14 protein-coding genes are annotated in these 12,140 nt (G+C 45.7%); 9 read left to right on the top strand and 5 right to left on the bottom strand.

Annotated elements, in window-relative coordinates; translation table 11 throughout:
* Positions 1-13: 13 nt before the first annotated feature.
* A complete protein-coding gene (locus HQ865_RS16065) occupies positions 14-547 on the bottom strand; it encodes a DUF6428 family protein (RefSeq protein ID WP_173415872.1) in 534 nt (177 codons plus the stop codon).
* Positions 548-596: 49 nt separating this feature from the next.
* Complete coding sequence (locus HQ865_RS16060; RefSeq protein ID WP_173415871.1) at positions 597-926, bottom strand: ArsR/SmtB family transcription factor; 330 nt, start codon at positions 924-926, stop codon at positions 597-599.
* Positions 927-1,338: 412 nt separating this feature from the next.
* Here HQ865_RS16060 and rpmH point away from each other — a divergent pair, with 412 nt between their 5' ends.
* The 4 genes from rpmH to tsaB all read left to right on the top strand — a co-directional run bounded on the left by rpmH (position 1,339) and on the right by tsaB (position 2,978).
* Entirely contained in the window at positions 1,339-1,497 is a 159-nt protein-coding gene (gene rpmH / locus HQ865_RS16055; protein WP_173415870.1) for a 50S ribosomal protein L34, read from the top strand.
* A gap of 39 nt (positions 1,498-1,536) precedes the next feature.
* Positions 1,537-1,950 (top strand): ribonuclease P protein component, encoded by a 414-nt coding sequence (locus HQ865_RS16050; protein ID WP_173415869.1) that lies wholly within the window; start codon positions 1,537-1,539, stop codon positions 1,948-1,950.
* The gene (gene yidD / locus HQ865_RS16045) at positions 1,947-2,192 is read left to right on the top strand and encodes a membrane protein insertion efficiency factor YidD (protein ID WP_394353348.1); all 246 of its coding nucleotides are present in this window, start codon (positions 1,947-1,949) and stop codon (positions 2,190-2,192) included. Before HQ865_RS16050 ends, yidD begins: the two co-directional genes overlap by 4 nt.
* A 102-nt stretch (positions 2,193-2,294) precedes the next feature.
* Positions 2,295-2,978 carry a tRNA (adenosine(37)-N6)-threonylcarbamoyltransferase complex dimerization subunit type 1 TsaB gene (gene tsaB / locus HQ865_RS16040; RefSeq protein ID WP_173415868.1) on the top strand — a complete coding sequence of 228 codons (684 nt, stop codon included), beginning with the start codon at positions 2,295-2,297 and terminating at the stop codon, positions 2,976-2,978.
* On the opposite strand, the gene HQ865_RS16035 is transcribed toward tsaB, so the two are convergent.
* The gene (locus HQ865_RS16035) at positions 2,975-4,405 is read right to left on the bottom strand and encodes a DUF5723 family protein (RefSeq protein ID WP_173415867.1); all 1,431 of its coding nucleotides are present in this window, start codon (positions 4,403-4,405) and stop codon (positions 2,975-2,977) included. The genes tsaB and HQ865_RS16035 overlap by 4 nt on opposite strands.
* A 133-nt stretch (positions 4,406-4,538) precedes the next feature.
* Complete coding sequence (locus HQ865_RS16030; protein ID WP_173415866.1) at positions 4,539-6,131, bottom strand: hypothetical protein; 1,593 nt, start codon at positions 6,129-6,131, stop codon at positions 4,539-4,541.
* An 85-nt stretch (positions 6,132-6,216) separates the two neighbouring features.
* On the opposite strand from HQ865_RS16030, the gene HQ865_RS16025 reads away from it, so the two are divergent.
* Entirely contained in the window at positions 6,217-6,603 is a 387-nt protein-coding gene (locus HQ865_RS16025) for a DUF423 domain-containing protein (protein WP_173415865.1), read from the top strand.
* A gap of 14 nt (positions 6,604-6,617) precedes the next feature.
* Positions 6,618-9,104, top strand: coding sequence for a replication restart helicase PriA (gene priA, locus HQ865_RS16020; RefSeq protein ID WP_173415864.1), 2,487 nt, complete (start codon positions 6,618-6,620; stop codon positions 9,102-9,104).
* 281 nt (positions 9,105-9,385) lie between these two features.
* Here the strand turns inward: priA and HQ865_RS16015 are convergent, their stop codons facing one another.
* Entirely contained in the window at positions 9,386-9,712 is a 327-nt protein-coding gene (locus HQ865_RS16015) for a hypothetical protein (RefSeq protein WP_173415863.1), read from the bottom strand.
* Between the two features lie 170 nt (positions 9,713-9,882).
* Between HQ865_RS16015 and HQ865_RS16010 the strand changes: the two genes are divergently transcribed.
* The 3 genes from HQ865_RS16010 (at position 9,883) to HQ865_RS16000 (ending at position 12,080) form a co-directional block, all read left to right on the top strand.
* Positions 9,883-10,461 (top strand): YhcH/YjgK/YiaL family protein, encoded by a 579-nt coding sequence (locus HQ865_RS16010; RefSeq protein WP_173415862.1) that lies wholly within the window; start codon positions 9,883-9,885, stop codon positions 10,459-10,461.
* Between the two features lie 114 nt (positions 10,462-10,575).
* The gene (locus HQ865_RS16005; protein ID WP_173415861.1) at positions 10,576-11,235 is read left to right on the top strand and encodes a protein-L-isoaspartate(D-aspartate) O-methyltransferase; all 660 of its coding nucleotides are present in this window, start codon (positions 10,576-10,578) and stop codon (positions 11,233-11,235) included.
* Positions 11,236-11,507: 272 nt separating this feature from the next.
* Complete coding sequence (locus HQ865_RS16000) at positions 11,508-12,080, top strand: pentapeptide repeat-containing protein (protein WP_173415860.1); 573 nt, start codon at positions 11,508-11,510, stop codon at positions 12,078-12,080.
* The last annotated feature ends 60 nt before the right edge of the window (positions 12,081-12,140 follow it).

The following is a 12,140-nucleotide window of genomic DNA, read 5'->3' as shown; positions in this document are numbered from 1 at the left end:
GGGTGAGCCTCCATCAGCAGCACCCGCCACCCGGCGTACAGCAAGCATCGGCCTGTGCCAAATTTATCATTTGCAATTTAGGCTTGGCGGGGGCGCAGCAATCGTCCGCGGCCGGACCGCAACTGCCGCCCCTGTCCTGTGCTTTACATTGCACGGTATCTGGTCGCAGGTCAACAAGCAATTCGCCGTTTTGTACAATAATTTGATTAGGCAGCATTTGACGCGTATCAAAGCCGGCATTACCAAACTCAATTTTTACTATAGCGTCATCCGCCAATGGCAGAGCTTTTTCTACAACGGCAATAATTGATATCGCTTTTTGCACTTTCATCGCACGTTCCTGTTGCTGGCCTTCCGGCTCCCAAAGCTGAATGATCACTTCCGTCCAGTGGTTTACCACGCCGCCGCAATCAACCGAGGTAATTGGCGCCTGTTTAATTTCGGTGATATGATATGCCGCGTTTACCCGGTTGTTTTCGGCATATTGAAATTGCAATTCAAGTTCTGGGTGTTTCTCCAGTCTTGTTTTAAAATCACTCCATTTCATTTTCTTGTGCTTTTTTATCGCAATATTACGATGGGTTTGTAAAAATTTTTTAACAACAATTACCTGTTGGTGTATATGAGCCTAAAAATGCTGTCAATTCGCTTTGCAACAATTTCCAGGCGTTAGGTTCAATGCAATAACATACGCTTACGCCTTCAATCGTACCCTGTATCAATCCGGCGGTTTTTAATTCTTTCAGATGCTGCGATATGGTGGCTTGTGCTAATCCCAGTTCATCAACCAGATCGCCACAGATACAGGCATCAGCTTTTATGATATGCTGCAGGATGGCTACCCGCGCGGGATGCGCCAACGCCTTTAGCATAATAGCCAGCCGGTTTTGCCCGGCGGTGAATATTTCTGTTTTGGTGGTGCCCATAATTCAATCGCAATATTACGATTAATATTTAAATTCCAAAAAATAATATATTTGAAGCTATGCGTTTTTGGTATGCTTTATTTTTTGGAGTAATTATGTCTGTGGTTTGTGCGGGTGCAGCCTGGTTAAGTTATGGTATCCTGGCATGCATTCTTCCGCTTATTGGTATCATTACCGGTGCCGTTTTGGAAATGATCCATAACAATTTCGCTCGTATTGTATTATGGGGGTCTGCCATTTGTATCGGCTTGTTTATAGTGTTGTTTATAATAGTTATACTCTCCGGAACTATACAGTGTTAATAACAATCCGTTAGTGTGTTGATATATTTTAAAATTCGTTTGAAAGTTTAAAATAATTACGCTACATTTGCACTCCTGTTTTAAAAAGGAACGAATAGCAATATATAGTCATGAAAAGAACGTTTCAGCCCTCTCAGCGTAAAAGAAGAAATAAACACGGTTTCCGTGAGCGTATGGCATCTGCTAACGGCAGGCGAGTTTTAGCTTCAAGAAGAGCTAAAGGCAGAAAAAGATTAACAGTATCTGACGAGCGCCGTCATAAAGCATAATACGGATTGCTTGCTCCGGTAATGGAGTGATGACCGGTTATGCGCAATCATATCTCCGGTCAATTGGCAATGAAGTACACTTTTACAAAAGAAGAACGGTTATGTAATAAAAGGCTTATTGATGGCCTTTTTCATAACGGTTCTTCTTTTTTATGTTATCCCTACAAGGTTTCGTGGATGCCTGTCCCCGCTGGCAAGGTACCCGCACAGGTGGTTTTCGCCGTGCCTAAAAAACGCTATAAGCACGCGGTTGACCGTAACCTGTTGAAACGCCGCACCCGCGAAGCTTACCGCCTGCACAAGCAACAATTTCTGTACGATTTTTTGATGGAGAACGATAAGCACATCGCCTTATCGCTGGTTTACGTAGGTACCGAAATTGCCGCGTACGATTTTATTGAGAAGAAGATGCTGAAACTATTTGTTCAGCTTTGCCAGCAAATTGCCAAATGATGAGGTGGGTGTGGAATATATTTAAAGCCATTATTGGCGGCATATTCCTGCTGCTGATAAAAATATACCAGTATTTTATTTCTCCGTTAACGGGCGCCGCGTGCCGTTATACACCCACCTGCTCGCAATATGGAGTAGAAGCTATAAAAAAACATGGCGCATTTAAGGGCGGATGGTTAACTTTGAAGCGCATTGGCCGCTGCCATCCCTGGGGCGGGCATGGGCACGACCCGGTACCGTGATAAGCAAAAAGTTAAAAGTATAAGTCAAAAAATGTCAGGAATATTTAACCCACGACTTTAGGCCGACGCTTGTAACTTTTTAATTTTGACTTTTAACTTAAAATGATCTTACAAATAGAAACCGCTACTACCGCCTGCTCGGTAGCCCTAACGCAAAACGGGCAACTGCTGGCCGGCAAATTGTTAAACCAACGCAATATCCACGCCGAGGTGATCACCTTGTTTATTGACGAAGTGTTAGCCACGGCAGGCAAAACCTATACAGACCTGGATGCTGTTGCGGTAAGCTGCGGGCCGGGTTCGTACACGGGTTTGCGTATCGGCGTATCAACCGCTAAAGGCTTATGCTACGCTTTAGATAAACCTTTAATAGCTATAGAAACCTTACAGGCCATGGCAGCCGGGATGGTGCGCAAACTACAGGGGAACTATCCGGAGAACGCCTTGTTTTGCCCCATGATCGACGCGCGCCGCATGGAGGTGTTTACCGCCATATTTGATGCCGCCGGTGATAAAGCAATGCCAACGGCCGCGCTGATCATTGATCAGGACAGCTTTGCTGGTTGGCTGAATAACTATGTAGTTTACTTTTTTGGCGATGGTGCCGAAAAGTGCCGCGATACCATCACCCATCCTAATGCCCGCTTTATTAATGATTACATTAATGATGCTGCCGATATGGCTCCTATCGCCTTAACCAAATTCAATAACCGGGAGTTTGAGGATGTGGCTTATTTCGAGCCGTATTATCTAAAGGATTTTATTGCCGGGGTAAAAAAGGCCTAATCGCTTTTGCCGGTTATGCGTTGTATAAAACGTTTAATAAAGCCGCGGTTATCGCCCATGGGTATGTAGCTGGCATTTTCCCGGTGTTCAATAACCTGCCCGAATTTAAAAGAGAAGCCTATATAAAAATTGCTGCCGGTATAACGTCCCGCGTTAATGGTTCGTTTTGGGTCGTCGTTAAGTGCCATTGATAGTAGGCCGACGGTTTGCCCGATCCGTTCGCTGCCGATAAAAAACTCGGCATTGGGCGATTTTACCATAAACTGCGCGCCCAGGCTTAAATACTTCATATCATCGTAAGTGCCTGTTAACGTAGCTACAAAGTTATTGTACTGGAAATGGTTTACCATAGCGCCGGTAAAACCGGGATAGAATAATTGTTTTGAAAGAATAACCGTGGGCGTATACTTTATGGCCGAACCATACAGCCAGTAAGCCTTAGATGCGCTCAGTTCCATTCGCGCATCGGTTGGTGTAGTAAAACTACGCTCTATCCCGTTACTTTGCACCAATGCCGCGGTAGTGTTGGTAACGCTGTCCTCGACACCGCGCTCTGACAAGCCTTGTATCACCCCCGTATTGTTAAAATGCCCTACCAGCGATTGCTTGTTCCAATGGATAAAGCCCAGGTCTTTAATGTTAAACTGCACGTGGGTTTTATCATCTGTAATGTACGATGTGCCGAAACTAATTGAGGCACCAGGGTTGCGGAAGCTGGGTAATAGATCGTGTTTGGTAAATTTACCCGGCTCAAAGCTGGCATAGTAATCACCCTCAAGACTTAAAAATGCCTGATCATTCGGCCTGTCGAAATTAACCACCGAGCGGTCGATATTAATCTTATTATACACGATACCCATCAAAGCGCTTAGCTTAACACCAATAGATAAGCGGTCATCAACGTCGGTACGATAGGTAGCACCAATTTGATGATAGATCTGGTAATTAAAGCGATCATTAAAAAGATCGGTATAGCTATTACTTGCAAATGTGGTGTTATCGGCCAGTACCGCTATCGACGCGTCGGAGAATGCACCCCGTGCTTCAGACTTGGTCCCCGCGAAAATGCCCACTTCCTGGTTTCCCTCTAAATTGGTATACAGTTTCAGCATAAAAAGGTAAGCGTTGGTATTACCCCTTACATAATTGAAATTTTTACCACTTAGCGATAACTCTTCGGTATAGCGGCCTAAGAAAGCCCGGCTTTGTAACGATCTCTCCCCGTTGCCCGAAAGTGTAGCATCAACGTTAAAATTAGGGAAGAAGAGGTTGAAAGCGATCTTACGGCTGCTATCGGGTATAAATGCTTTCTGCGACGGGTTCTCGAACGAGTCGTAAAGCGTACCGGTATTATACTGTGCAAATTGCTGTGCTGATAACCGGGAATGAAGCGCCAGGAAAAATAATAGAATTAGAAATTTCTTCATTCCGTAGTATCAGTAGTTGGTTAGTGCTTGCAATAAAGATATAAACTAAAGTTATATCGTGTTAAATAATTAAAAATGTATTTCTAACACTTTTAACGCAATAATTGCACCAATAGTTGCCTTTTTTTTTAATTTAATTATTACTTGATGTACTATCGGGATGGTTAAGACGGATGCAGAAATTTGTGTAAAAATTAAGGTCGGATGCGCTGAATTGCCACGATAAAGCATAAAATTTATTAGGGCCGCCGTCTTCTGTATTGAACAATGTTACAAAGGCCGGTTTCATGTCGCGCTTTAAAATGGGGAACATATTCCTGAAATGTAGAAAGAAGGCCACATTACAACGTTCGGCCATCAAATTATCAAACTCGGTATAACTACTGGTTTTCGAAAGGAACTTGTGGTTAAGATAGCTGTCCTTATAACTATCCAGTTCCTTTACGCTATTGGCCAGGATAAGGTTATTATCCAGGATCATAAAATAGGGATGGTTTAATATGCTGAAGGCATCGCCCAGTAAAAAGAACGGCAGTTTATTAAACTTAAACTGACCGACATTATCATTACTCATGGTGCTGATATTTACCATCAGCGGGCGCATGGCCGATCCGTCTTTTAAAGCTACGATAGCCAGCTTCTCATCAAAGCGGGTGGTCAGCATGGCAAATTCGCCGGCCAGCAGGGGGGCAAACTCCTTATCCAGTTGCACGCCGGTTTCACTTTTAACCTTTTTAAATAGTTCGGTCTTTTCGTTGGTTAAGCCGGCTTTAGCATGATATTGCGATAGATCGGCAACAAACTTTTTAGTATCCGACAGGGCAAAGCTGCTGCTAACCGCGGTTGTGGAAGGGAAGATGTCCTTCAATTTATCCTCAACCGGTTGCTGGTTTACAAACGCATTGAGATAACTCAGTGGCTGGTTACGCGTAATGGTACTGAAGCCGTTAAACATCAGCGCATCGCTTTTGTAATTTAGCGTTAAGGCGCCTAAGGCAGGCAGGTTACGCAGGGGTTTTAGCAGGTTGTAGTTCTTTATCAAAAAAAACTGGTCGAACACGGCGTTCAACTGCCCATAGTTAACGTACAGGTTAGCCAGCGAATTGCTGTTCTGCTGATCGGGAACGAGTACAAACGGCGGGCTATTCTTTCCGGGTTTATACTGCGCGCTTTGCGTGGCCAGGTCTTTAGAAAAACTGCCGGATAAGATATGGTTGCCCAGGTTAACCAGGTAAAAGCGCTTCTTCAGGTCTTTAAGGTAGATGTTATAAGCTTCCTTGCCGCCAAGGTTAATTTCGCTTACGATAAGGGCCGATTTTTTTTGCTTCGCCAACTGGTCTAAATGCGTAGCGCTGAATTGCTCGCCGCCTGATACGGTGATCAAAAAATCGATGCTATCCCGCTGCTCGCCGTGTAGGGAAATATAAATATGCTGTTCGGTAAAGAAGTTTTTCAGCAGCGGGTCATTCAATAACTTATCGCGCAGTACCGAAAGATTCTTCATTTTGCTGTCACCTATCAGGCTGTTCAGCAACTTGTTATTATCAAAAATATCGTAGAAGCCGTTATCGTTAGCAAAATCGAAGATCAGCGCCGCGGTGTTGGGGATGTTTTGCATCACTTTGGCAGTATGCGCGGCGGGCGGGTTCAGATTTTTAAAATACACAACCGTTATCGCCACGGTGGCGATCAATAAAATAAGGGTGGTGATAATCAGTTTCCTCATGGTTGTATCATCCAAAGGTAGGATTTTTAGTCAAATCCGTTAATTTAATGCCTGCAAATGGTAACTTAGCGGTCTATCCTGCTACATGAATAAACAGATCATCATCACCGCGTCGTTTTTTGGCATGCTGGCCGTTGTTTTGGGAGCATTCGGGGCGCATGGCTTAAAGGCTGTGCTTACACCTGCGCACCTTGAAACCTGGCATACAGCTGTGCAATATCATTTTTACCACGTTTTCGCCCTGCTGTTCCTGTCAACCTTTGCCCGTTTTAAAAACGGCATGATCATGGCCAGCTACTATCTGTTTTCGCTGGGCATTGTATTTTTTTCGGGCTCGCTTTACCTGCTATCCTGCCGCGATGCTTTGGGCTGGCCATGGCTTACGGCGCTTGGCCCGGTAACACCGCTTGGTGGCTTCCTGTTTATTGCCGGCTGGGTAACATTGGCCTTAGCTGCCTTCCGTAACAAATAAAAACGCGCAAGCTTATGTTAGAATTTGCCGAGGGACAACATACCGACAGAAAAACGCTTTTTGTTGAAGTGATATTGCCCCTGGCTATTGCTATTAATTATACTTACCGGGTTCCGTTCGAAATGAACGATGAGGTGGCCGTGGGTAAACGCGTGGTGGTGCAGTTTGGCAAAAGCAAAATGTATACGGCCATCATCGCCCGCATTAGCGAGCAGGCGCCCGAAAAGTACGAGGCTAAGTATATTATGGATATACTGGACGCCGCACCTATTGTAAGCCTTCAACAGCTACAGTTTTGGGCCTGGCTGGCCGATTACTACCTGTGCAATACCGGCGAAGTAATGAACGCCGCCCTGCCATCAGCCTTGAAACTGGCCAGCGAAACCAAAATAGAGCTTAACAAAGAGTACGAGATAGACCGCAATACGCTTAATGATCGCGAATACCTGATCGTTGATGCGCTGGAAATCCAACCTGAGTTGACCGTTAGCGACATTGCCAAGCTGCTGGGCCAAAAAACAGTAATGCCGATATTAAAGCTGATGTTCGAGAAGAATATCATCCTGATATCTGAAGAAGTGAGCGACCGCTACAAGCCGCGTATGCGCACCTTTATCACACTCAATCCGGTTTACCGCGATCCCGATCAGCTTAAGGAGTTATTCAGCATCCTTGAAAAGCGTGCCCCTAAACAAGCCGACGCCGTGCTGGCTTATATCCAGCTATCCCGCAAGCAAAAGGCGGTTTCTAAAAACGAGCTGACAGAGGCCAGCGGTGCCGGATCGGCCATCATCAAATCATTAATAGAAAAGGAAGTTTTCTTTGCTGAAGAAAAAAACGTAAGCCGCCTGCAAAGCGGTGATGATGAATTGGAAGCCAATTTTGAATTGAGCGAGGCACAGTTGGTGGCTTTAGGCGAGATCAGGCAGGAGTTTGAAGGGAAGGATGTAGTATTGCTGCACGGTGTAACCTCATCGGGCAAAACCCAGCTTTTTATCAGGTTGATTGAAGAGATGGTAAACAGTGGCCGCCAGGTGCTTTACCTGTTGCCCGAAATTGCTCTCACTACCCATATTGTGGAACGCCTGCGCAAATACTTCGGTAATGCCATTGGCGTATACCATTCGCGCTTTAATGATAACGAACGGGTTGAAGTTTGGCAAAAGGTACTGAGCGGGCAATACCGTGTAGTGCTGGGCGCGCGCTCTTCGGTGTTTTTGCCGTTCAGTAATTTGGGGTTGATCGTAGTGGACGAAGAGCACGAAACATCGTACAAACAATTTGACCCCGCTCCCCGCTACAACGCCCGCGACGCGGCCATTTACCTGGGCAATATGTATAAGGCTAAGGTGCTGCTGGGTTCGGCTACGCCGTCGATGGAATCGTACTATAACGCCCATAATGGTAAGTACGGCTTTGTGGAACTGACCGAACGCTTCGGTGGGGTAGAAATGCCAACGACCGAAGTGGTAAGCATTGCTGAAGAAACCAAGAAGAAAACCATCCAGTCGCACTTTACCAGTGTGCTGATGAATGATATTACCACGGCACTGGCCAATAAGGAGCAGGTGATCCTGTTTCAAAACCGCCGGGGTTACGCGCCCATCATCATTTGTAAGGTTTGCGCTTACACCCCCAAGTGCATTAATTGCGATGTAAGCCTTACCTATCATAAAAGCAGCGGCAAGCTGCATTGCCACTACTGCGGCTACAAGGAAGAATCGCCATCGGTATGCCCCGCCTGCGGATCGACACAGTTGGAATATAAAGGTTTCGGTACCGAAAAGGTGGAGGATGAACTGAAGTTGCTGCTGCCTGAAGCCCGTATAGCCCGCATGGATCTGGATACCACCCGCTCTAAAAACGCGTTCCAAAATATCCTGAACGATTTGGACGAACACCGCATAGATATTTTGGCCGGCACCCAAATGGTGGCCAAGGGCCTGGATTTTGCAGGGGTAACCGTCATCGGCATTATCAGCGCCGATAGCCTGTTGAAATACCCCGACTTCCGCGCTAATGAGCGGGCATTCCAGATGCTCTCGCAAGTGAGTGGTCGTGCAGGTCGCCGGGGTAAGCAGGGTAAGGTGGTGATCCAAACATATGATCCCGGTCACCGGGTAATTAAGCAGGTGATAGAGAACGATTACGTTGACCTGTATAATACCGAAATGACCGAACGGAAGAGTTTCAAATATCCGCCGTTTTACCGCCTGATCCAGTTAGATATTAAGCATAAAGACCCCGAAGTGCTGTACCACCAGGCCGAATATTTGGCCAAAGAGCTGCGTAAGCATTTTGACGATAGGGTGATCGGCCCCGAATATCCGCTGGTGGGCCGTATCCGCAATTACTTTATCAAATCCATCATGATGAAGTTTGAAAAGGATGGCATATCGCTGCCAAAAGTAAAAGCTACAATTAAGGATGTGATACTGCAATTTAATACCACCAAGCTAAGCAAGGGCAGTATTATACAGCCGGATGTGGATCCGTATTAATTGTAGAGGCAGATAATTATCTGCCTCGCATTTGCAAGGTAAACGCGGGCATAGGAGCCGGGCATACCCGAGAGTCTGATAATTATCTGGCTCTGCATTTTCCGGATTTTTTCGATGTTTTACGAAGCATATTTAAGCCTCATTAAAGCTGATTTTATCTGCAAAAAATCCGTGTAACATAGTTTTGCTCATTTCTGAAATTAATCAATTGATTATCAATATATTAAACAAAATTTTGTTGTAAACTATGTTACATTGTGTTAACCTTTTTTGGCCACGCGTTACTTCTTAACAATACTATTCAAACGCAGGTACGATAACTGCGCGCTCCAGCCGCATATAAATTTTTGATCCATGATCTGCGCGTCGATAATTACTTTCTGGGCATCCACTTTAAAATCATTGCCCAGGTTATCAGGGTGGTAAGATACGTCTCCAACTTTTATGGTCCAGTCGCAGCCATCGGCGGCTACAACGCCACTGTTATAAACGGTAGCTTCTACTTTTACCAGGTGGTTTGGGTCTGCCTTATCACTTTTTTTGCAGTTGGTAAATAAGCCGGCGGCTGCTAACAGCAGTAGCACAGGTAGTGTTTTTATAGGTTTCATTTTGATGATCGGGTTTATAGAGATTACGTTAAAAAGCACCTTAATGCTACACCTGGGGCGTTTTTTTGGGAGAAATGGCTTAACAGGATCAAACACAAAACAGGATGGCACAGGTTGGATAAATACTATCCTTATTATTTACCTTTAAGCAAATCAATTATCAACCGAAAATGAGAAAGTTATCCCTGCTGCTATTGTTTATTATAGCAACCTGCGCCGCGTTTGCGCAAACCGATGCCCAAAAATGGTTCAAAGCGCGGGCCTATTTAAACGGATTAAAGCTTGTACCGCACGAATCGACCGACGCTGCCGAGTTTGCCCGCCAGTATGCCGCCAATAAAGACCAATGGGATAAAGCTTTCGCCTATCTAAAAAACACCGATCTGGATAAACTTGCCCCGGGTAAATATCCGATTGAAGGTACCGACCTGTTTGCTTCGGTGACCGAAAGCCCTACCAAGGATTTTGATAAAACGCTGTGGGAATCGCACCGTAAGGTGATCGATCTGCAATATGTGATACAGGGTGCCGAGAAGATCAGCGTGTTCCCGGTAGCTAAGGCTAAAGTTACCGTACCCTACGATGAAGCCAGGGACGTAGCCCGTTACGAGGCCGAGGGAACGGTGTACACCGCCGTACCGGGCACCTTCTTCCTGTTTTTCCCCAGCGATGCGCATCGCCCCAGTATTAAGGCCGATGGTTTTGATAAGGATAAAAAGATCGTGATCAAGATAAAGTATATCCAGTAGCCTGCTGTTAGTAACCTATTTTCCATACACTCAATTATTTAGTGTGATGCCATGTTTTCATGTGATGATCCGCTAAATAAACGCCTGTTTTTTTGCCTAAATTAGCACCTGTAAATGGCTTATAAGTTTATTGATAATTACAGGGAAAAAGGCGCACGGAAGCGCCTGGTTGAGGTTTTAAGGAAAAAAGGCATTGCCGACGAGCGCGTGCTGGAAGCCATTGGCACCGTGCCACGCCACTATTTTTTCGACGAGACCTTTTGGAACCAGGCCTATAAGGATATTGCCTTCCCTATTGGCGAGGGCCAAACCATATCGCAACCCTATACCGTAGCCTACCAAACCGAACTGCTGCATATTTGCCAGGGTGATAAGGTGCTGGAGATCGGCACCGGATCGGGCTATCAAACCTGTGTACTGCTTGAGCTGGGCGCTAAGGTATATACCATCGAGCGGCAGGCAAACCTGTACGACCGCACCCGCTGGGTGTTACCCAATAAAATGAACTACAAAGCCAATTTCTTTTTAGGCGATGGCTCGATAGGGATAGCCGCGCATGCGCCGTACGACAAGATCATTGTTACCGCCGGTGCGCCGACGGTTCCCGGTGTTTTGCTGAAGCAATTGAAGATAGGAGGCATGATGGTGATCCCCGTTGGCGATGAAAAATCGCAAAAAATGATCACAGTGCTACGTGTAGGAGAAAACGATTTTGAGGAAATGACGCTGGATACATTTAGGTTTGTGCCGCTGGTAGGGGATAAGGCGTGGTAGCGTAGTAGGTCGCACACCGACCGTCATGCTGAGCGATATAATCCCGGCGGCCTCTAATGGCTTTTATGACATGCCGATGAAAGCCCCCTCTAAATCTCCCCCAAAGGGGGAGACTTTGGAACCCTCTCCTCTGGAGAGGGCAGGGTGAGGCTTCAGCGGAAAAACAAAACGTCATGCTGAGCGATAGCGAAGCATCCCTGATAAGCAGAGCGGAAATGCATAGCCGGGGATACTTCGCTATCGCTCAGCATGACGTAATAATTTTATAAACAATGCAAGAGAAAGTATACGACGATCACCTTTTCGAAAACGAAACCTTTACCGGGCAGATCGTAAACGGTCGCGAATTTCAGGGATGTACCTTTAAAAAGTGCGATTTTACCGGCAGCGATTTCAGTAACAATAAATTCCTGGAGTGTACTTTTGAGCATTGCAACCTATCCATGACCAAGCTGACACGCGCCACCCTTAATGATGCGCAGTTTAAGCATTGCAAAATAATGGGCCTGCTGTTTTACGAATGCCAGGACTTCCTCTTCAGCGTGTTTTTTGATGACTGCATACTGGATTACTCATCGTTTATGGGTAAAAAAATGCTGAAGACCAAATTCATCAAATCATCGCTAAAGGAAACCAATTTTACGCAGGGTAACCTCTCGGGTTCTTCATTTGATCAATGTGATCTGTCGGGCACCATATTTAACGGTACCGATCTGTCGTCGGTTAATTTTACCACCTCGTTCAATTACACTATCGATCCGGAATTAAATAACCTGCGTAAGGCAAGCTTTTCGCTTGATGGCGTACCGGGGTTATTGGATAAGTATGGGATTAGGATAGTGTAGCGTTATTAAAGTTCCCTCCCTTAGTAGGGGTGCAGGCGGCGGTGCAGTGGCAGGGAGGGG

It is taken from the genome of Mucilaginibacter mali (assembly GCF_013283875.1).
GTDB classification, from domain to species: Bacteria; Bacteroidota; Bacteroidia; order Sphingobacteriales; family Sphingobacteriaceae; genus Mucilaginibacter; species Mucilaginibacter mali.
The sequence above is the reverse complement of the archived record's forward strand: the minus strand, read 5'-3'. Positions and strand labels throughout refer to the sequence as shown.